This is a genomic window from Nonomuraea sp. NPDC050547, assembly GCF_044457345.1.
Lineage (GTDB): Bacteria > Actinomycetota > Actinomycetes > Streptosporangiales > Streptosporangiaceae > Nonomuraea.
Genome location: NZ_JBITGW010000007.1, coordinates 295,227 through 314,375, shown reverse-complemented (window position 1 = coordinate 314,375; position 19,149 = coordinate 295,227). Strand labels below are relative to the sequence as shown.

Genomic DNA, 19,149 nt, shown 5'->3' with positions numbered 1-19,149 from the left:
GAAGTACGGCCTCGCGCCAAGGGCCACAGCCACCCAAGCATGCGTTTGGTTCGATCACCTGTCAACCGTCAGCGGTACCGCCAGCCGGGCGGGAAGATGAGGGCCCGCATGCCGTGGCCCTCCAGCTTGCCGATCCATTCGTCGCCCGTCGGCAGGATGGTGCCGTCGCCGTCCAGCGCGCTCTTCACGGGCGTGTAGCCGAACCCGGAGCCGAACAACCGGGCGGCCAGCTCGCCGCCGCGCGTCGCCGGGCCGGGAAGGGCCAGCTTGGCGGCGTCGTAGCCCAGGATGTAGCCGGTGTTGGCCGTCACGATCTTGCCGAACTCGGTGGCCGACGGGTCCACGTCCCTGCCGTGGGCCACGTCCACGGAGGCGTCGGCGGCCATCGAGCCCGCGGCGTAGGCCGCGCCGTCCACCGCGGCGTAGTTCAGGGTGGTCAGGACGTACTTCGGGAAGGTCAGCTGCAGAATCCTGGCCACGTTGTGGAGGAAGACGGACTTCAGGACCTGGGCCAGCTTGACCAGGCGGGCGAGCTGGGCGGCGGCCATCGCCTGGGCCACACCGTACAGGGCGGTGGTGAGGGGCTGGAAGGCGACCAGCCACAGCAACTGCATGATGGCCTTCTCCAGCTCCACGAACCGCTCGCGCACGTCCTCCACCATGCGCGCGTACGCCTCGCAGCCCACCGCGATCACCCGGCAGTCGTTGGCGAAGGCGTAGGGAAAGAACCTGAGGTTGGTCAGGTAGAGCTTCGAGAAGGCGTCCACGCCGTCGCCGGAGTTGTTGAGCCAGACCGTGGAGGCGGCGGCGTTCGCCCTGGTGGCGATGGCCCCGTCGCCGCGGTCCAGGTCGTCGGCCAGCTCGCGGAAGGCCTTGGCGGCCTTGCGCAGTTCGCCGGGCGGGATCTCCGGCGCGGTCACTCCCGCGTAGACGCGCAGCGCGACCATTGAGCCCGTGCCACCGGCCATGAGGGCCAGCAGCAGCGCGTTCACGGCCATCGGTACACCGGGACGTCGGCGATGCGCAGGTCGTCGGCGATGCCCCAGTCGACGGTGGCGACGTTGCGGCGCATCATCAGCAGTCCCTCGGCGAGGTCGCGGTAGGCCTCGGCGAAGTCCTCGATCATCTCCGGCATCTCCCGCCGCTTGGGGCCGTACCAGGCGACGAACGCCTCGTCCGCCTCCTCACCCACGGGCCAGGCGCCCAGCCGTCCCAGGATGTCCTCGGCTTTCCGCACCGATCTGGCCAGGTCGTCGGCCAGGTCCGTGAAGGCGGGCGCGGCCTGCTTCGTGAGCTGGTCGTGCGCGATCGACGTGTCTCGCATGCCGGACATGCTGCGGGCCGGATGTTACGGCTACCGCCTCACGTACGTAACGATCACGTGTGCGGGCGTAGACACAGTTCGAAGACGGCGGTGATCCGGTCGACGTCGGCCGGGGTGGGCACCTCGGGGCCGAGCAGGCGCCGCATGGTCCCGATTCCCAGGAAGACCGCGATCGCCAGCCGCGCCCGCGCCTGCGCGTCCGGCCCTTCGAGCCCGGTGGTCAACGGGGCGATGATCGCGTTGCGGAGCCGTTCGCGGACGAGTTCCTGGATCTCGGGGTCACCGGCCGAGCGTTCCAGGGAGCGCAGGATCGGGCTCTCCGGGTCGGAGTACATGCGTTCCGCCGCGTACTCCCCCAGCCGTCTGGCCAGACCCTCCCGGTCGCCTTCGATGACCCGGGCGACCGTGGGCTCGCCGGCCAGCACCTCGCCGAACAGTCCGGCCTTGGAACCGAAGTAACGCCCCACCAGCGCGATGTTGGCGTCGGCCGCCGCCGCGATCATGCGGACGGTCACCTGCTCGTAGCCGTGCTCGGCGAACAGTGAGCGCGCGGCGCGCAGCAGGCGCTGCCGGGTGGCCTCGCGATCACGCGGCTTGGTCTCCGTGGCCGCCTCGGCGTTCATGCCCGAACTCTACCCGCGCGGAGGCCACTTGCCGCGCGGCTAGTAAACGGGCGTATACTCGCTTGGTATTCACATGTTAAGGGGGTGGGGCGCTTGGTGGCCCAGGCCGAACGGCGGCAGTATTCGCATCGCGAGATCCTCGAGGTGATGGCCGGGCTCATGCTCGCGATGCTCACCTCGATGATCTCGACCTCCGTCGTGGGCACCGCCCTTCCGACGATCGTCGGCGAACTCGGCGGCCAGGACCAGTACTCGTGGGTGGCCTCGGCCACCATGCTCACGATGACGGTCTCGACCCCGCTCTGGGGCAAGCTGTCGGACCTGTTCGGCAGGAAGCTGCTCTTCCAGACGTCGCTGGCGTTGTTCGTCGCCGCGTCGCTGGCCGCCGGGCTCTCCCAGGACATGGGCCAGCTCATCGCGGCGCGAGCCGTACAGGGGCTCGGTGTGGGTGGCCTGTCGGCGCTGTCGCAGGTGATCCTCGGCGACATCGTCTCCCCGCGCGAGCGCGGGCGCTACTCCGGCTACATGGGCGCGGTCTTCGGGCTGTCCACGGTGGCGGGGCCGCTGCTCGGCGGCTTCATCGTCGACACCGACTGGCTCGGCTGGCGCTGGTGCTTCTACGTCGTGGTGCCGTTCGCCGCCGTCGCGTTCTTCGTGATCCAGAAGTTCCTGAAGATCGAGCACGTCCGGCGCGACACCACGGTGGACATCTGGGGCGCCTTCACGATCACCGCGAGCGCGAGCGCGCTCATGCTGCTGCTGACGCTGGGCGGCCAGGAGTTCGCGTGGAACTCCTTCTGGACCTACGCGCTGGCCGCGATCAGCCTGCTGATGCTGGCGCTGGCCGTCCTGGCCGAGCAGAAGTCCCGTGACCCGATCCTGCCGCCGCGGCTCTTCCGCAACCCCACGTTCGTCCTCACCAGCCTCGCCTCACTGCTGGTCGGCATGGCGATGTTCGGGGCGATGATCTACCTGCCGCAGTACCTGCAGATCGTGAAGGGGCTCAGCCCGACCAACTCCGGGCTGATGACGCTGCCCATGGTGATCGCGCTGTTCCTGTCCGGCGTGATCTCCGGGAAGATCGTCACCAAGACCGGCAAGTGGAAGATCTTCCCGGTCTCCGGCCTGCTGATCGTGGCGATCGGGCTCTTCCTGCTGTCGCGGCTGCACGTCGACTCCGGCGAGTGGCTGATCGGCTTCGACGTGGCGGTGCTGGGCATCGGCCTGGGCCTGTCCATGCAGATGCTCATCCTCGCCGCGCAGAACGCCTCCGAGCCGCGCGACATGGCCTCGACGACCTCGGGCGTCTCGTTCTTCCGCTCGCTCGGCGGCGCGGTGGGCGTGGCCGCGTTCGGCGCGATCCTCACCAACCGCCTCAAGGACGAGATGGCGCACATGCTCCAGGCGGCCGGGATCAGCCTGCCCGCCGGAGGCACGCCGAAACTGGGCAGCCCCGAGGCCATCCAGCACCTGGCCGAGCCCGTCAAGGGCATCGTGCTGGAGTCGTTCACGCGCGGGCTGGAGACCGTGTTCCTGGTCGGCGTTCCGATCGCGGTGCTCGGCTTCGTGGCCACGCTGTTCCTCAAGGAACTTCCGCTGCGCACCAACCAGCCCGCCGCCGCGCCCCAGACGCTCACCAAGGACGACATGGTCCTGGCCGGCCTGCTGCTCGAACTCATCGCCCAGCGCGTCGAGAACACGAACGGCCACCCCTCCGCCCTGCTGAGCGCCGTCGCCAGGATGGCGCCGCCGGACGGGCGCTCGGAACGCGAGCGCGCCAGATCCGTGGCCCACGACGTGCTCCGCCCGACCTCGCGGGCGCTCATCGCACAGGCGGCGCCACCCGAGAAAGAGAGAGTCACCCTATGATCCGCACGTTCGTGGGCGCGGTCACGGCCGCCCTGGCACTGCTCGCCGGGCTGTGGCTGATGATCGCCCCGTTCGCCCTGGGCACCCAGCCCGAGGGCGCCGACTGGACAGCCGCCACCAACGCGGAGTTCTTCACCGGCCTCGGCGTGGCCGTGGTCGCGCTCGCCGGCGTGGGCGCGTTCATCGCCGCGATCTACGAGGAGCTCGTCGCGCGCGGTCTCGTGACGGTACGGCAGCGCCCCGCTGAACCCGAGCCCGCCCCCGCCGCCCCGGCCGGCGCGTCCTCCGCGGACCTGGCCACGATGCTGGCCCCGCTGGTCGAAGCGCTGCGCGAGGACATGAGAACCCGGCACAACGGCTCGCTGGTTGAGGAGAAGCGATGAAGGCGAAGCTGGGCGTGAGCGCCCTGGTGTTGTTGTTCCTCGGCGGCCTCTGGCTGGTCGCCGCCCCGTTCGTGGTCGGTTACCAGCCGCGCGGCGCCGCCTACACCGACGCGACCGTCAACGACCTGTGGCTCGGCGGGATCCTGGCCGGCCTGTCGTTCGCCGCGCTGGTGGCCTACGCGGCCGACGCCCTGCGCGAACTGGCCCGCCGCGGCCGCCACGTGGCCGAGAAGCGCTGACCAGGGACGTGCCGTGTATCCCCAAGGGGAGCCGCTGGCCGACCCAGGGTTCGAGATCGGCAAGGACGGCGCCGGCCTGATCGTGGTCGGCTACGACGGCTCGGGCCCGAGCCGCAACGCGCTCGCGTACGCGGCCGGGCTCGCCCGCCGGGACAACGCCGGACTGCTGGTGGCGTTCGTGGAGTCAATGAACAGCGCCACGCTCTGGTTCTTCGCCGGTGCGCCGATCGTCCCCGATCCGGCCGGCGACCTTGCCGAGGATCTGCGGGACGAGATGCGCGGCGTCGGCGTGCCCTGGCAGTTCATCGCCATGCGCGGCGACGCCACCCGCGCGCTGGAGTCGCTGGCCGACGCGAGCATGGCCGACGCGATCGTGGTCGGCCGCTCCCGCTCGGTCTGGCGCGGCTTCACCGGCTCCGTGTCGGTGGGACTCGCCCGGCGCTCCCGGCGCACCGTCCTCATCGTGCCCTAGCGGAAAGCACGTATCGTGGCTGGATGAAGCGTGTAACGGCCCTGGTCATGGTGCTTGCGGCGGCAGCGTGCGCCGGGCAGCAGAAACCGGTCGCCTCGGCCGCGCAGGCCCCGGCCCCGCCCACGACCGCACCGCCCACGGAACCCGCGGAGCCCACAGAGCCCACACAGGTCCCGAGCACACCCGCCGGGCCGCCGGAGTTCACCGCCAAGATCTCCAAGGTCTCCCGCGACCGGGTCCCGTACTCGTGGCGCCCCGGCTGCCCGGTGCCGCTCGGCGACCTGCGGCTGATCACGATGACCTACTGGGGCTTCGACGACAAGGCGCACACCGGCGAGCTGATCGTGCGGGAGACGGTCACCGACGACATCGTCACGGTCTTCCGGAAGTTGTACGCCCAGCGCTGGCCGATCAAGAAGATGGAGCTGGTCGACGCCTACAAGGGCGACGACTACGACTCGATCGACGCCGACAACACCTCGGCCTTCAACTGCCGGCCTGCCACCGGGTCCAGCAACTGGTCGAAGCACGCCTATGGCCAGGCAATCGACATCAATCCCCGCGAAAACCCGTACGTCACTGCGGACGGCGGCACAGCCCACCAAAATGCGAAGAAATTCACCGAGCGTCCCATGGAAGGTAAAGGCGTCATAAATCCCCGCGACAAGGTGGTGAAGGCTTTCGCCGCCGTCGGATGGGAGTGGGGCGGCTACTGGTCGGGCACGAAGGACTACCAGCATTTCAGCAAGGGCGGGGGCTGACAGACTATTCGCATGGCGGCGAAAGACGGTGACGGATGGGCCCAATGCGCGCGTGGACACCGGCATTGGGGGGTGCACGGGGCATCGGGGCTGCTGGCCGTACACCATGACGAACAGGGCACCCCGCACGTCCTCATGCAGAAACGCGCGTGGTGGAGCCATCACGGCGGGACGTGGGGCCTGCCCGGCGGCGCCCGCGACAGCCACGAGGACGCGATCGTCAGCGCCCTGCGCGAGGCCCACGAGGAGGCGGCGCTCGGCGCCGACGGCCTGCGGGTGCGCGGCGTCTACCTCGACGACCACGGCGGATGGACGTTCGAGACGGTGATCGCCGACGCGGGCACCCTGCTGGACGCGGCGCCCGCGAACTCCGAGAGCTCGGAACTCCTCTGGCTGCCCCTGCCGGAGATCGCCGCCAGGAAGCTGCACCCGGGCTTCGCCGAGACGTGGGACGAGGTCCAGGGCGTGCTCGTCCCCGAGACCGTCGTGCTGGACGTGGCCAACATCGTCGGCGCCCGCGCCGAGCACGGCTGGTGGAACGACCGCCTCGGCGCCGCCACCCGCCTGGTGCGCGACGTGGCCGCCCGCAGCGGCCTCACGCACCCGCTGCTCGCGCAGTGGTACCCGAGGATCGTGGCGGTCGTGGAGGGCGCCGCCAGGCAGGCGCCGCCCGCCGGCCAGGTCGAGGTCGTCGCGGCCGCCGGCAGCGGCGACGACACCATCGTCGAGCTGGTACGGCAGGCCAGGCCGTGGGAACGCTACCGCGTGGTCACCGCCGACCGGGGACTCAAGGAAAGGGTGGCCGCCCTGGGCGCCGAGACGTCGGGACCCCGGTGGCTGCTCTCACAGCTGACCTCATAGCCGGGCGACTCCCCGCTCCTCCTCCCGTACGGCGGAGGCCACCAGCTCACCGATGCGCGGGTAGGACTCCCCGGCCCGCGCCGCACTCACCACATCCGCCCAAATTTCCCCCGAAGCCCGATAAATCCGGGAAGCGTCGTCCTCCCCCACCTCGGCCAGGAACTCCGCGAACAGCGGCCGCGACGCCGCCGGAGCCGTGTACTCCACGTCCAGGCACACCGCCAGCCGCTCCAGCGCGACCCCGGCATCGGTGAACCGGCGCGTCCACCCCTGCTTGGTCGAGGTGTCGCCGAGTTGCTCGGCCAGCTTGCGCATGCCCGACAGCCCGAAGTTGACGTCGAAGTTGTTGCCCAGCACCGGCCCGGTCAGCCTGGCCGCGGTCTCCTTGATCGCCCCGGCGACGTCCGGCCGCCCACCCGCGGTCCCGGTGATCTCGACGAGCTGGTGGCGTTCCTTCTTGGCCGCCGACCAGGCGCCGAGGAACGCCTCCAGGGACAGGTCGCCGTCGCCGAGCCGTACCCGATCTCCGTCGAGGTCGAGCACGTCCACGTCGATGGGTTCGGGGAAAGGAAAGTCTGGCCGCCAGGGCAGCCTGTGCCGGTCCACCCGGCAGACCACCCGGTGCCCGGCGCCGAGCGCGGCCCGCAGGTTCCGCTCCGCCACCTTGGCCGAGCCGGTGTGACGGATCTCGTGCGGCACCCCCGCCCGATCCAGGGCCCGCGCGAGCATCGGCTCCGGGTGCGCCTGGGCGATGACCGACAGGTGCGGCGGCTCACCGGCGTACTCGAAGACGAAGTACATGAAGCCGATCCCGCCGCCCAGGCCGAACCACATGGCCTCGGACAGTTCCTCGCCGAGCACGCGGCGCAGCAGCGCCGACTCGTGGTGGGTCATGGTGCCCTCACCGGGTAGAAGACGGCCCTGAGGCCGGTGACGTCGAGAACGCGCTGCAGGATGCCGTGCACGCCGCTCAGCCGCATGGTCCCGCCGAGCGCGGTCAGGCGCCGGTGGTGCTCGACCAGCACCCACAGCCCGCTGGAGTCGCAGAAGTCGAGCAGCGCCGCGTCGAGCACGAGCGTGTGGCAGCCGTCCTCGGACAGCTCCACGAGCCGCTGCTTCAGCCGGGGAGCCGACAGCTTGTCGAGATCCCCCTCAAGACGCACGAGGGCGTCCCCACCGGCGCGTTCGACCTCGACCCTGAGATCCACCCACCGAACTTACCGCGAGCGTCAGGAGCGGAACAGGCGCTAAGGTGGTGTGCGCACTGGAGGGTTCGCATAGTGGACGAGTGCAGCCGCCTTGAAAGCGGCCAGGCCAGCGATGGTCTCGTGGGTTCGAATCCCACACCCTCCGCTCACTCGTGTCCGGCGAAGCCGTCCCCCACGCTGGCGGCGAGCTGGAGATAGGACTCCCTGGTCGCCTCCTGCAGCCGGTCCAGGTCGATCTCCGCGCCCTCCTCCAGATGCGGGTCGTACGGCACGCGGACCACCGCCCGGCACCGCGCCGCGAAGTGGGCCTCCAGCTTCTTGATGTCCACGGCCGACTTCGAGCGCGGCCGTACGCTGCAGAGCACCACGGTGGCGTCCCTGACCAGGTCGCCGTAGTGGTGCGCCTCCAGCCAGTCGAGCGTCGCCGACGCGGCCCTGGCGCCGTCCACGGAGGGAGAGCTGACCAGCACGATCTGGTCGGCCAGGCCCAGGACGCCGCCCATGGCCGAGTGGAGCAGGCCGGTGCCGCAGTCGGTGATGCAGATCGAGTAGAAGTTCTCCAGCACCTGCGCGGCGGCCTGGTAGTCGGCGCCGCTGAACGCCTCGGAGACCGACGGGTCGCGGTCGGAGGCGAGCACCTCCAGCCGGGAGGGCGCCTGCGAGGTGAAGGCCCTGATGTCGACGTATCGCTTGACCTGGTCGCGCTCGTTCAGCAGGTCCCGCACGGTCGCGGAGGTCTCCAGCTCCAGCTTGTCCGACAGCGTGCCGCGGTCGGGGTTGGCGTCCACGGCGATCACCCGGTCACCGCGCACCTGCGCCAGCGTCGCGCCCAGCCCGACCGTGGTCGTGGTCTTGCCGACCCCGCCCTTCAGGCTCAGTACGGCGACGCGGTGGTGACCGGTGGCCACCGGCGTGCGGGCCCGGTTGAGCAGCTCGCGGCGGCGGCGCACCTCGGCCGGCTCGCCGGGCTTGATCCAGCCGCCGGAGGCCTTGTACACCAGCCTGCGCCAGCCCTTGGACGGCGCGTTGCGGCGCCCGCGCAGCAGCGACTCGGGGTCGAGGCTGTCGGCGGTGGGACGTCCGGTGACCGGCGGGCGCGGCGGCGAGGTGAACACCGGCACGGGCGCGGCACGGCGCCGCGCCGCGGGCCGCTCGGCGGCGGGCCGCTCAGCAGGCTCGGGATGAACGGCGGGCTCGGGATGAACGGCAGGCTCTGCGCGGGCGGCCGACTCGGTGCGGGCGGCGGGCTCGGTCCTGGCGGGGCGCTCCGCGGACTCGGAACGAGCGGGCTCGGGGCGCTCGAAGCCCCGGTCCGCGGGCTGTGGCCGCTCGGTGAAGGACCGCTCGTTGAAGGGCTGCCGCGGCTCGGCGGGCTGCTGCCGCGGCTCCGGGGCGGGGCGGTCGGCGGCGGGCCGATCGGCGGGCTGGCCGAACGGGTCGTTACGCGGCGACCAGTCCGGCTTGAACGCCTCGAAGCGCTTCTGCAGCCGCTCCTCTTCCTCGGCGTCCTCAAGGATCTCCGGCGCGTCCGGCTCGGGCAGGTCCACGGCGGCGCGGGAACGTTCGAGGTCGAGGGGAAGGTCCTGCGTGAAGGGACTGTCGAAGTCCTTCCCGAAGCCGCCCTTCGGCTCGTCGAACGCGGGCTTGGGCAGGTCGAAGGCGGGCCTGGACCACTCCGACGGCTTCGGCCACGGGTTGTCCGGCTGGGTGTCGGCCTCGGTGTACTCCGCCTTGGGCGGCGTCTCCTCCTCCGCCGGGGCGGGAGCAGGGGAGAGAAGCGTGTAGCTGTCGGTGTCGTCCGGCCTCGGCAGCGGCTTCAGCGGCGCCAGGAAGCTCTCGGCCTCGTCGTCGCCCGGCCCGGCCGGCTCCTTGCCCGGCGCGGACTCCTCACCCAGCCACTCGGCGGCCTCGCTCTCGGTGGCGGGCAGCTCCTCCGCGGCGGCGGAGCCGTACACGGAGTCGACGGCGGCACGGAACAGCGGCGGGGTCGGCGTCTCCTGCGCGGACGGCACCGACAGCCATGGGTCCTTCGGGTACGGCGAAGCCGCGGCCTCGGCGGTGGCGCTCACAGCCACCGGCGCCTCTTCCGTCTCCTTGATGGCGTCGAGCCAGGCCAGCTGCTCTTCGAGAGATTCTTCGCGATCGTGCCTTGCCACCGTGTTCCCCCTTGGGTGGGTCTAAAGGGGCAGCAAATACATTGCAGGTTAACGTCAAGCGTCGCGCCGGACGGCGGCAACCCTCAACTTCTTTGCCCGGCACCCGCGCTCGGGGGCTCGGCCGAGCGCCACACGCCTATCTTGGTCAGCATGCGAGCGATTGTGATCTCCAAGATCGGCGCGCCTGAGGTTCTGGAGTGGCGCGAGGTGCCGGATCTCCGCCCCGGGCGGGGAGAAGTGCTCATCGACGTGGCCGCCTCGGCGCTGAACAGGGCGGACGTCCTCCAGCGGCTCGGCTTCTACAACCCGCCTCCCGGCGACTCGGAGTATCCGGGCCTGGAGTGCTCGGGGGTCGTGGCCGAGGTCGGCGCGGACGTGGAGCACTTCCAGGTCGGCGACCGAGTCTGCGCGCTGCTGGGCGGCGGCGGATATGCCGAACAGGTGACAGTGCCGTGGCAGCAGGTGATGCCGGTGCCGGAGAACGTCTCCCTGACCGAAGCGGCGGCGCTGCCCGAAGTGGTCTGCACGGTGTGGTCGAACGTGTTCATGACCGCGCGGCTGCGGCGTTCGGACACCCTGCTGGTGCACGGCGGGGCCAGCGGCGTGGGGACGATGGCGATCCAGCTGGCGAAGGCGTTCGGCTCGCGGGTGATCGCGACCGCGGGGACCGCGGAGAAGCTGGAGCGGCTCAGGGAGCTGGGCGCCGACGAAGTGATCAACTACCGGGAGGACGACTTCGCCGAGAAGGCGGAGGCCGACGTGATTCTGGACATCATGGGCGCAAAGTATCTATCCCGAAATATCAAAGCTTTGCGGACGGGTGGGCGGCTCGTGATCATCGGTCTGCAGGGCGGCACCTCGGCCGAGCTCGATCTGCGGATGCTGCTCAACAAGCGCGCGGCCGTACACGGAACCACGCTGCGCTCGCGGCCCGCCGACGAGAAGGGCGTCATCGTGCGCGGGGTCGTCGACAACGTGTGGCCGCTGGTCAGCGCGGGTGCGGTGCGGCCGGTGATCTACGCGGAGGTGCCACTCGCCGAGGCCGCGCGGGCGCACGAAATGCTCGATTCCGGGGAACACGTCGGCAAGATCCTGCTAGTACGGTGAGACGTATGAATGCTGAGGAGAACAACACCCCCCACATCGTGGTGGTCGGGCCTGACTTCCAGGGGCAGCAGGGCGACGGCGGCGAGGAAGAGCGCTCGGTGGCGGGCCTGGTCGAGCAGCCCGCGAAGGTGATGCGCATCGGCAGCATGATCCGCCAGCTTCTCGAAGAGGTCCGCGCGGCTCCTCTCGACGAGGCCAGCCGCAAGCGGTTGAAGGAGATCCACGAGTCCTCCATAAAGGAGCTTGAGGACGGCCTCGCCCCCGAGCTGGTCAACGAGCTGGAGCGGTTGTCGCTGCCGTTCACCGAGGACAACGGCGCCCCGCCCAGCGAGGCCGAGCTGCGGATCGCCCACGCCCAGCTGGTCGGCTGGCTGGAGGGGCTCTTCCACGGCATCCAGACGACGCTGTTCGCCCAGCAGATGGCGGCCAGGGCCCAGCTGGAGCAGATGCGCAGGGCGCTGCCCGGAGTGCCGCAGGAGGGCCAGCAGCAGCCCGGCGGCTCCGGCCCCTACCTGTAGAGCTCTTCGAGCACGCGGGCGACGCCGTCCTCGTCGTTGGCCTCGGTCGTCTGACCGACCACGGCCAGCACGTCGCGATGCGCGTTGGCCACCGCGTACGACCTGCCCGCCCACGCGAGCATGGGCAGGTCGTTCGGCATGTCACCGAACGCCACGGCGTCCTCGGGGCCGATGCCGTGCCGCCCGGCCAGCGCCGCGAGCGCGGTGGCCTTCGTGATGCCGTGCGCGCTCATCTCGACCAGCGCGCTGCGGCTGGAGTGGGTGGCGGTCACCAGGTGCCCCACGAGCTCGTGCACGGCGCCGTGGAGCCGGTCCGGGTCCATCTCCGGGTGCAGGGCGAGCAGCTTGGCGCACGGCCGCGAGGTGAGGATCCCCGGCGCGACGCCGCCGCCGCGTCCCGCCCTTCGGTCCAGGCCACCGAGCCGGAAATCTGACTCGTGCGCAAAACCACCTTCGTACTCGACCGAAAATGCCAGTCCGGGGATGTTCGCTCTTAGCTGATCCACGACCTCCACGAGGACGTCGGCCTGGATCAGGTGAGATTCAAGAATCTGTTCGGTGTGGAGATCGTAGACAAGCGCCCCGTTCGCGCAGATCGCCACCCCGCGGTGCCCGACGACCTCGGCCACCTCCCTCATCCACCGAGGCGGGCGGCCGGTGACGAGTACCAGCACAGCCCCGGATTCCTCTACCCTGGCGAAGGCAGCAGCCGTTCGGGAAGAGACCGTTCCATCGGAGCGCAGGGCGGTTCCGTCGAGGTCGGTGGCCACAAGGCGAGGGGTGTTCATAACGGGTTCCAGTTTGCCCGGTGATGCCGTCCAACAGAAATCTTCCTAGCGAGGGGAACACCAAGGCGGTGGAATGGTGTTAGATGTGATGGCGTTGTATTAGCTGATCCCGTAGTGAAAACCAGCATGACTTTGTCTGAGCCACCCCGGGTTGCTGCTGTACGACACACCGGGACCCATGAGGTGTGGGTCCCATAGATTCACATCCTGAGGGAGAGCTTTTATGGCTCAGGGAACCGTCAAGTGGTTCAACGCTGAAAAGGGCTTCGGCTTCATCGCTCCGGACGGCGGTGCACCGGACGTGTTCGTGCACTTCTCCGAGATCCAGGGCAACGGCTACCGCAGCCTCGAAGACGGCCAGCGGGTCGAGTTCGAGATCACGCAGGGACAGAAGGGGCCGCAGGCCTCTGCCGTCCGCGCCATCTGATCTGAAGTAAGCGAGGTAGGGCGGGGTTCGCTTCCAGCGGACCTCGCCCTTTCCGCTGTCCAGGCTCCGGGTCACCGGTAGACCAGCCCCGACAGCCGCCAGGCCAGCGCCCGGCGGAAGGGGGGCAGAGCGGCCAGCAGCCGCAGCACCACGTTCCTGACCGGCCGCAGCGCCCGGCTCATCGTCGCCAGGCGGGTCAGCCGGCCGGCGAAGGCCACGACCTCCCGGGCCACCGGGCGGCGGGCCGCCGCGTAGGCGTCCAGGGGCGCCTCGTCCCCGGTCTTGAGCGTCTCCGCCAGGGCCTCACCGAGCGCCACGGCGTCCTGGACGCCGGTGTTCATCCCCTGACCGCCCGCCGGGCTGTGCACGTGCGCGGCGTCGCCCGCCAGCACGACCCTGCCGCTCCTGTACGCGTCCGCGACCCTGTGGTGGACCCTGAAGCGCGAACCCCACACGACCTCGCTCACCACGACCTTCTGGCGCCGCGGGCCACGCTCGTCCAGCAGGCGCTGCACATAGGCCACGTCGGGCTCATGGGGCGCCTCGTCGACCGTGGCCACGATCCTGAACGTCCCGTCGGGCAACGGGGCCACCACGACGAGCCCGGCCGGCGAGAAGTACAGCACGACCTCCTCGCTGGGCACGCCGCCGCTGAGCCGTACGTCCGCCAGCGAGAACGACTCCGGGTAGGAGGCGCCGCTGAACCCGATGCCGGCCTGCTCCCGCACCGTGCTGTGCATGCCGTCCGCGCCGGCCACGTAGCGGGCGCGCACGCTGCTCCCGTCGGCGAAGACCGCCGTCGCGCCCGCGCCGTCCTGGGTGAGCCCGGTCAGCGTGTACGGCCGCGCCACCCGCCCGCCCAGCTCGACCAGCCGGTCCAGCAGGATCCGCTCGGTCTCCGCCTGGGAGATCATCAGCGTGTACGGGTAGTCCGTCGGCAGGTTCCCGAACGGAACCGGCACTAGCACGCGGTCCCCGTCCCTGATCGTGAAGCGCTTGGCGTGGATGCCCCGCTCGACCATGGGCCCGGTGACGCCGAGCGGCTCGAGCTGCTCCAGGGTGCGAGCGTGCACGACGGCGGCGCGGGAGGTGTTGTCGCCCTCGGCCTGGTTGTCCACGACGGTGACGTCGAGGCCCTGGAGCCTGAGCGAGATCGCCAGGGTGAGTCCGGTGGGGCCGGCGCCGATGACCAGAACGTCGGTGGCGGTGGGAAGCATCTTCGTTCTCCTTTGGTCAACGCTTGTTGGCATCAGTCTGCGCCTGGCGTGCTGGCAATGTCAACACTTGTTGGCCTACAATCGTTGACATGAGAAGGAGCTCCGCGGACACCAAGGCCGTCATCCTGGCCGCGGCCAGGGAACGCTTCGCCGCAGACGGCTACGAGAAGGCCACGATCCGGTCTATCGCCGGTGACGCCGGGATCGATCCGGCGATGGTGATGCGCTACTTCGGCAACAAGGAGAAGTTGTTCGCCGCCGCCGCACACATCGACCTGAAATTTCCGGACTTCTCGGCACTGCCGCGGGACCAGATCGGCGCCGGGCTCGTCGGCCACTTCCTCGGACTGTGGGAGCACAACGAGGCTCTGCAGGTGCTCCTGCGCACCGGCGTCACCAACGAGGCGGCCGCCGAGCGCATGCGTGAGATCTTCGCCACTCAGCTGGCCCCCGTCATCGTCACCCTGACCGGCCCGGACGAGGCCACCGTGCGCGCCGGCCTGGCCGCCTCCCAGATCCTGGGACTGGCGCTCGCCCGATACATCCTGAAATTTCCGCCCATCGTGGCGATGTCCCGCGACGACCTCATCCACTGGGTGGCCCCCACCATCCAGCGCTACCTCTGCGACTGACCCGACCACGCTCCCCCGCCCGGCGGCACGCCGCCATGAACGCCCCCGTGCGCCGTGTCCACCCGATCGGTGTCGAGAGAGACGCGCACGCTCTGCAGCCTCACCCTGGGGCGCCCAGGGATCACCAACCGGCCGACGGTCCAGAGGCCGTGGGCAGAACCGCGGCGAGGCGGGATGGGCGCTGCTGGAGCGGGATGGGGCGTTACGAGGGGATCACGAGTGTGACTCGAAGCGCGTTCCGGCCGAACGACCGCAAATCCGGAACCGTCGATGAGTGCATGAGGTACGCGTGGCTGTGCCATCCCGTGACGCTCGTCGCGGCGTCGCTGTTGCTCGTCAACGACCACCTGCTCAAGCAGGCCTGGCCCGGGTTCGTCACCGGCAAGCTGAGCGACGTCGCCGGACTGGTCGTCGCCGCTCCCCTTCTTTCCCTTCTCCTGCTGCGTAAGGCCGACCTGGCCGCCACCCTGCTCACCGGGGCGCTGTTCACCCTCGTGAAAACCACCGAGACGGGCGCGGAGGCCGCCTCCCTTGCCTGGACCTTCGTCGCGGGCCCTTCGCACGTCCTGGCCGATCCCAGCGACCTCCTGGCGCTTCCCGCGCTCGGGCTGGCGTGGTGGGTCAGGAAGCACGAGGCGCCCCGGAGGTGGCTGGCGGTGGTGGGGGTGCCACTGGCCGTACTGGCCGTGGCCGCCACGGGCCCGGCGGGAAGCCCGCCCGCCGCGGACACGGTGCGGGTCGACGGCGGGCGGATCACGGTGACGAGCACCTGGGGGTCCGGCAACGTCTCCACGGACGGCGGGCGCACCTGGAGGCTCGCCCCCGACCGCGATCAGGACGCGCAGGGGCAGAAGTCGATGTGCGTGCCGCGGGAGCCGCGGCGCTGCTACTGGGTACGCGGCGACGGCGTCAGGGTCATGCAGTCGGACGACGCCAGCGTGACCTGGCAGCCGTCCTGGGAGATCTCCCCCGGTCGGCTCGAAATACTCGAACGGATCTATGGCGAGCGGGTGTCCTCGGTGTCGCTGGCGGTCCAGGCGACGGCGCGGGGTCATGTGGTCGTCGTGGCGAACGGGCGGGACGGCGTGGCCGTACGGGATGAGAGCGGGCGGTGGACGCGGCTGGGGTACGACCCGTCGGGGCAGCTGACCGCGGGGGCCGCCACGGCGATGGACGGCGGTCAGGAGGTCCACGGCGAGCTTGCCGTCGCGCTGCTGGCCGGGGTGTGGGCGATCGTGGCCGGGCTCATGATCGCGGCCAGGGGCAGGCGCAGGATCGCCACCCACTGGATCGCGCCCGCCCTGGCGACCGGGAGCGTGCTGCCGTACGTGCTGCTCGATCCGGTGGCGAGCGGTGTCTCCGCCATGCTGTGGCTGGCCGCCAGCGCGCTCCTGCTCGCCGCGGTCGTGCTCGCGATCGTGGAGTCGGTCCTCGCGAAGATCCCCTCCACCGCCCTCTGGCAGGCACTGGGCACGGGGGTGCTGGTCGCGCTGGGCATCGCGGCGCCGTTCCGCGGCTGGGCGTTCGGGTGGCCCGACTCCTACGACGTGGCGCTCGCCATGGCCGCGTTCTTCTCCGTCGCCATCGGCGCCCTCGGGCTGACGTTGGTACGGCGCACCGCCCGCACCCACTCCGCCCAACCCTGAGGCGGGCCCGGTGATGCGGCCATCGCGGCGGAGCGCGGTCGCGCGTCCGCCGCGATCGCTTACTTGGCCGGCTCCAGCACGTCCAGCCCCAGGAAGGGGCGGAGCGCCTTGGGGACCACCACGGAGCCGTCGGCCTGCTGGTGGTTCTCCAGGATGGCCACGATCCAGCGGGTCGTGGCCAGCGTGCCGTTGAGCGTCGCCACGTGCTGCGGCTTGCCGTCCTTGTCACGGAAGCGGACCGCCAGGCGGCGCGACTGGAACTCCGTGCAGTTGGAGGTCGAGGTCAGCTCGCGGTAGCGGCCCTGGGACGGGATCCAGGCCTCGCAGTCGAACTTGCGCGCCGCCGACATGCCGAGGTCTCCTGCCGCGGTGTCGATGATGCGGTACGGCACCTCGATCTTGGCCAGCATCTCCTTCTCCCAGGCCAGCAGGCGCTGGTGCTCGGCGGCGGCGTCCTCCGGGCGGACATAGGTGAACATCTCCACCTTGTCGAACTGGTGGACGCGGATGATGCCCCGGGTGTCCTTGCCGTAGGAGCCCGCCTCGCGCCGGAAGCACGACGACCAGCCCGCATAGCGCAGCGGCAGCTCGGCGCCGTCGAGGATCTCGTTGGCGTGGTAGCCGGCGAGCGCGACCTCCGAGGTGCCGACGAGGTAGAGGTCGTCGTCGGGCAGGCGGTAGATCTCCTTGTCGTGGGCGACGTGGAAACCGGTGCCCGCCATCGTCTCCGGACGCACCAGGACCGGGGTGATCATCGCGGTGAACCCGGCCTCGATCGCGTGCTGCATGCCCATGTTGAGCAGGGCCAGCTGCAGGCGGGCGCCGACGCCCTTCAGGAAGAAGAACCGCGAACCCGACACCTTGGCGCCGCGCTCCATGTCGATGGCGTCGAGCGCCTCGCCGAGCTCCAGGTGGTCCTTGGGCTCGAAGTCGAACGCGCGCGGCTCACCGATCGTCTCCAGCACGACGAAGTCGTCCTCGCCACCGTGGGGAGCCGCCTCCTCCACGATGTTGGGCACCGCGTGGGCCATCTCGTCGAGCTCGGCACCCAGCTGCTCGGCTTCGACCTCGGCGGCCTTGACCTGCGCGGCGAGCTCCTTGGCCCGCTGCAGCAGCGCCTGCTTCTCCTCGCCCTGCGCCTTGGAGACGGACTTGCCCATGGACTTCTGCTCGGCGCGCATGGTCTCGAACGAGGTCAGCGCGGATCGCCGGCGCTCGTCGAGGGCCAGCAGCTTGTCGACGATCGAGTCGTCCTCACCCCGTGCGCGCTGCGACGCTCGCAGCCGCTCAGGGTCCTCCCGAAGTGTCCGCAGGTCAATCACAGGCCAAGCGTACTCGCTCCTCCGCTGACGGCAGGACCGATTAAAACCACCGCCCCGGCGACCTCACCACCACCACCCCGGCTCACGTGGGCCGTGGCGGTGGGCAGCCCGTCCGACGTGAGAGGCGACCCCCACGATCGGCGGTCACCCACGTCGGCGGGTGGCGGTGGTGCGGCTTGCCGTAACGGATGAAAGGCCCGTGACGGGATAAGGGCCCGTGACGGAAAGGAGAACTACGGCCTGCCCTGGCGGATGTGGGTGAGCCAGCTACCGGCCTCGGTGAAGGCGGCGTCGGTGGTGGCGGGCTTGATCTGGGTGGTGACGCCGTCCGCGCGCGGGTAGCTGCCCAGGAAGCGGACCTCGCCGCAGATCCGGTGCAGGCCCGAGATGGCCTCGCCGACCCGCGCGTCGGCCACGTGTCCCTCGAAGTCGAAGTGGAAGAAGTAGCGGCCGATGCCGTCGCCGGTGGGCCGCGACTCGATCCGGGTCAGGTTGACCCCGCGCACCGAGAACTCGGTCAGCATCTCCAGCAGCGCGCCCGGGTGGTCGTCGGCCAGGAAGACCACGAGCGTGGTGCGGTCGGAGCCGGTGGGCTCCGGCAGCGCGCCGGGCCGGGCGACGCGGACGAACCTGGTCACCGTGTCGGTCCGGTCGCCGATGTTGGCGGCGATCTCGACCAGGCCGTAGTGCTCGCCGGCGATGCGGGCGGCGATCGCGGCGTCGTACGGCGAGCCGGGCAGCGACACCTCCTGGGCCGCGGCGGCCGTGGAAGGGGCGGAGACCACGACGGCGTCGGGCAGTTCGCGGTTGATGTAGCCGCGGCACTGCGTGATGGCGGCCGGGTGGGTGTAGACGCGCTTGATGTGCACCAGCTCGGTGTCGGGCCGGGCCAGCAGGGAGAACCGCACGGGCAGCAGCAGCTCGGCGGTGATCAGCAGCGGCTCGCCCCACGCGAACTCGTCGAGGGTGGTGGTGATGCCGCCCTCCAGCGAGTTCTCCAGCGGGACGACCGCGCCGTCGGCCTCACCGGACCGTACGGCGTTGAGCGCGGCACCGACGGTGGCGCAGGGCATGCGGTCGGCGTCGGGCTCCATGAGCCGCAGGGCTTCCTCGGTGAAGGTGCCCTCGGGTCCGAGATAGGCGATTCTGGGCATGACACCAGAGTAACCAGCTCAGCGGCGTGCCATCTGTGGTTCTATCTCCGGGCCGAGTCCGAGTCTGGCCGCGCGCACCGCCTCCTCCTCTTCCGGGGCCAGCGGCGTCTGACCCTTTCCGCCCACGACCGGCCGCACGTACGTGCGTGTCTCCGAGCGGCCGTTGATCGAGGTGAGGACGATGCCGTCGCCCAGGCCGTTGATCATCGCGATCGAGAACGACAGCCTCCCCGTCATCTCCTCAAGGGCGTCGTAGCGGTAGACCGCGACGTCGCGAATGGCCTTGAGGTCGCCGCCCATGGTGCTGACGGTGGACTGCCTGGCCAGCATCTGCTGGCAGTCCTGCACGGCCAGCCTGGCCTGCTTGAGGGCGACGTAGCCGATGACGACGCCGCTGACGCCCGCGAGGACGCCGATCATGACCCATACGGTAACGAGCACA

At 70.5% G+C, this 19,149-nt stretch carries 22 protein-coding genes and 1 tRNA gene; 12 read left to right on the top strand and 11 right to left on the bottom strand.

Features of this window, described 5'->3' with window-relative positions:
* Positions 1–68 precede the first annotated feature (68 nt).
* Genes ACIBHY_RS19980 through ACIBHY_RS19970 form a run of 3 tightly spaced genes read right to left on the bottom strand, consistent with a single transcriptional unit; the run spans position 69 to position 1,947 of the window.
* A complete protein-coding gene (locus tag ACIBHY_RS19980) occupies positions 69–998 on the bottom strand; it encodes a hypothetical protein (protein ID WP_397247129.1) in 930 nt (309 codons plus the stop codon).
* The gene (locus ACIBHY_RS19975) at positions 989–1,324 is read right to left on the bottom strand and encodes a hypothetical protein (protein ID WP_397247128.1); all 336 of its coding nucleotides are present in this window, start codon (positions 1,322–1,324) and stop codon (positions 989–991) included. Before ACIBHY_RS19975 ends, ACIBHY_RS19980 begins: the two co-directional genes overlap by 10 nt.
* 53 nt (positions 1,325–1,377) lie before the next feature.
* Positions 1,378–1,947 (bottom strand): TetR family transcriptional regulator, encoded by a 570-nt coding sequence (locus ACIBHY_RS19970; RefSeq protein WP_397247126.1) that lies wholly within the window; start codon positions 1,945–1,947, stop codon positions 1,378–1,380.
* Between the two features lie 84 nt (positions 1,948–2,031).
* On the opposite strand from ACIBHY_RS19970, the gene ACIBHY_RS19965 reads away from it, so the two are divergent.
* From ACIBHY_RS19965 to ACIBHY_RS19940, 6 genes are all read left to right on the top strand, one after another.
* Positions 2,032–3,816 (top strand): MDR family MFS transporter, encoded by a 1,785-nt coding sequence (locus ACIBHY_RS19965; RefSeq protein WP_397247125.1) that lies wholly within the window; start codon positions 2,032–2,034, stop codon positions 3,814–3,816.
* Entirely contained in the window at positions 3,813–4,199 is a 387-nt protein-coding gene (locus tag ACIBHY_RS19960; RefSeq protein WP_397247124.1) for a hypothetical protein, read from the top strand. The genes ACIBHY_RS19965 and ACIBHY_RS19960 overlap by 4 nt, the downstream gene beginning before the upstream one ends.
* Positions 4,196–4,438, top strand: a complete 243-nt coding sequence (locus ACIBHY_RS19955) for a hypothetical protein (protein ID WP_397307382.1) — start codon at positions 4,196–4,198, stop codon at positions 4,436–4,438. Before ACIBHY_RS19960 ends, ACIBHY_RS19955 begins: the two co-directional genes overlap by 4 nt.
* Before the next feature lie 13 nt (positions 4,439–4,451).
* Positions 4,452–4,910, top strand: a complete 459-nt coding sequence (locus ACIBHY_RS19950; protein ID WP_397247120.1) for a universal stress protein — start codon at positions 4,452–4,454, stop codon at positions 4,908–4,910.
* 23 nt (positions 4,911–4,933) lie between these two features.
* Positions 4,934–5,671 (top strand): M15 family metallopeptidase, encoded by a 738-nt coding sequence (locus tag ACIBHY_RS19945; RefSeq protein WP_397247119.1) that lies wholly within the window; start codon positions 4,934–4,936, stop codon positions 5,669–5,671.
* Between the two features lie 72 nt (positions 5,672–5,743).
* Positions 5,744–6,532, top strand: coding sequence for an NUDIX hydrolase (locus tag ACIBHY_RS19940; RefSeq protein WP_397307381.1), 789 nt, complete (start codon positions 5,744–5,746; stop codon positions 6,530–6,532).
* On the opposite strand, the gene ACIBHY_RS19935 is transcribed toward ACIBHY_RS19940, so the two are convergent.
* A complete protein-coding gene (locus ACIBHY_RS19935) occupies positions 6,527–7,426 on the bottom strand; it encodes a BtrH N-terminal domain-containing protein (protein WP_397307380.1) in 900 nt (299 codons plus the stop codon). The genes ACIBHY_RS19940 and ACIBHY_RS19935 overlap by 6 nt on opposite strands.
* Positions 7,423–7,740: an STAS domain-containing protein gene (locus ACIBHY_RS19930; RefSeq protein WP_397307379.1), complete on the bottom strand. Its 318-nt coding sequence runs from the start codon at positions 7,738–7,740 to the stop codon at positions 7,423–7,425. Before ACIBHY_RS19930 ends, ACIBHY_RS19935 begins: the two co-directional genes overlap by 4 nt.
* 58 nt (positions 7,741–7,798) lie before the next feature.
* On the opposite strand from ACIBHY_RS19930, the gene ACIBHY_RS19925 reads away from it, so the two are divergent.
* Positions 7,799–7,885 (top strand) — tRNA-Ser (locus ACIBHY_RS19925).
* 1 nt (position 7,886) lies between these two features.
* Here ACIBHY_RS19925 and ACIBHY_RS19920 read toward each other — a convergent pair.
* Positions 7,887–9,896 carry an AAA family ATPase gene (locus tag ACIBHY_RS19920; protein WP_397307378.1) on the bottom strand — a complete coding sequence of 670 codons (2,010 nt, stop codon included), beginning with the start codon at positions 9,894–9,896 and terminating at the stop codon, positions 7,887–7,889.
* A 150-nt stretch (positions 9,897–10,046) separates the two neighbouring features.
* Here ACIBHY_RS19920 and ACIBHY_RS19915 point away from each other — a divergent pair, with 150 nt between their 5' ends.
* Both ACIBHY_RS19915 and ACIBHY_RS19910 read left to right on the top strand, forming a co-directional pair.
* Positions 10,047–11,003, top strand: coding sequence for an NAD(P)H-quinone oxidoreductase (locus ACIBHY_RS19915; protein ID WP_397247109.1), 957 nt, complete (start codon positions 10,047–10,049; stop codon positions 11,001–11,003).
* A 5-nt stretch (positions 11,004–11,008) separates the two neighbouring features.
* Positions 11,009–11,521: a bacterial proteasome activator family protein gene (locus tag ACIBHY_RS19910; RefSeq protein ID WP_397247108.1), complete on the top strand. Its 513-nt coding sequence runs from the start codon at positions 11,009–11,011 to the stop codon at positions 11,519–11,521.
* On the opposite strand, the gene ACIBHY_RS19905 is transcribed toward ACIBHY_RS19910, so the two are convergent.
* Positions 11,512–12,309 (bottom strand): HAD family hydrolase, encoded by a 798-nt coding sequence (locus ACIBHY_RS19905; RefSeq protein WP_397247106.1) that lies wholly within the window; start codon positions 12,307–12,309, stop codon positions 11,512–11,514. The two genes, ACIBHY_RS19910 and ACIBHY_RS19905, sit on opposite strands and share 10 nt — an antisense overlap.
* Positions 12,310–12,532: 223 nt before the next feature.
* Here ACIBHY_RS19905 and ACIBHY_RS19900 point away from each other — a divergent pair, with 223 nt between their 5' ends.
* Complete coding sequence (locus ACIBHY_RS19900; protein ID WP_157248489.1) at positions 12,533–12,736, top strand: cold-shock protein; 204 nt, start codon at positions 12,533–12,535, stop codon at positions 12,734–12,736.
* A gap of 71 nt (positions 12,737–12,807) precedes the next feature.
* Here ACIBHY_RS19900 and ACIBHY_RS19895 read toward each other — a convergent pair whose 3' ends face one another.
* Positions 12,808–13,953 carry an FAD-dependent oxidoreductase gene (locus tag ACIBHY_RS19895; protein ID WP_397247104.1) on the bottom strand — a complete coding sequence of 382 codons (1,146 nt, stop codon included), beginning with the start codon at positions 13,951–13,953 and terminating at the stop codon, positions 12,808–12,810.
* 89 nt (positions 13,954–14,042) lie between these two features.
* On the opposite strand from ACIBHY_RS19895, the gene ACIBHY_RS19890 reads away from it, so the two are divergent.
* Both ACIBHY_RS19890 and ACIBHY_RS19885 read left to right on the top strand, forming a co-directional pair.
* Positions 14,043–14,585 (top strand): TetR family transcriptional regulator, encoded by a 543-nt coding sequence (locus ACIBHY_RS19890; RefSeq protein WP_397307377.1) that lies wholly within the window; start codon positions 14,043–14,045, stop codon positions 14,583–14,585.
* 278 nt (positions 14,586–14,863) lie between these two features.
* Complete coding sequence (locus ACIBHY_RS19885; RefSeq protein ID WP_397307376.1) at positions 14,864–16,231, top strand: hypothetical protein; 1,368 nt, start codon at positions 14,864–14,866, stop codon at positions 16,229–16,231.
* A gap of 59 nt (positions 16,232–16,290) precedes the next feature.
* Here ACIBHY_RS19885 and serS read toward each other — a convergent pair whose 3' ends face one another.
* The 3 genes from serS to ACIBHY_RS19870 form a co-directional block, all read right to left on the bottom strand.
* Positions 16,291–17,553 (bottom strand): serine--tRNA ligase, encoded by a 1,263-nt coding sequence (gene serS, locus ACIBHY_RS19880; RefSeq protein ID WP_397247098.1) that lies wholly within the window; start codon positions 17,551–17,553, stop codon positions 16,291–16,293.
* Between the two features lie 233 nt (positions 17,554–17,786).
* Positions 17,787–18,707, bottom strand: coding sequence for a prephenate dehydratase (gene pheA / locus ACIBHY_RS19875; RefSeq protein ID WP_397247096.1), 921 nt, complete (start codon positions 18,705–18,707; stop codon positions 17,787–17,789).
* A gap of 18 nt (positions 18,708–18,725) precedes the next feature.
* Complete coding sequence (locus ACIBHY_RS19870) at positions 18,726–19,127, bottom strand: DUF4446 family protein (RefSeq protein WP_221339935.1); 402 nt, start codon at positions 19,125–19,127, stop codon at positions 18,726–18,728.
* Positions 19,128–19,149 lie beyond the last annotated feature (22 nt).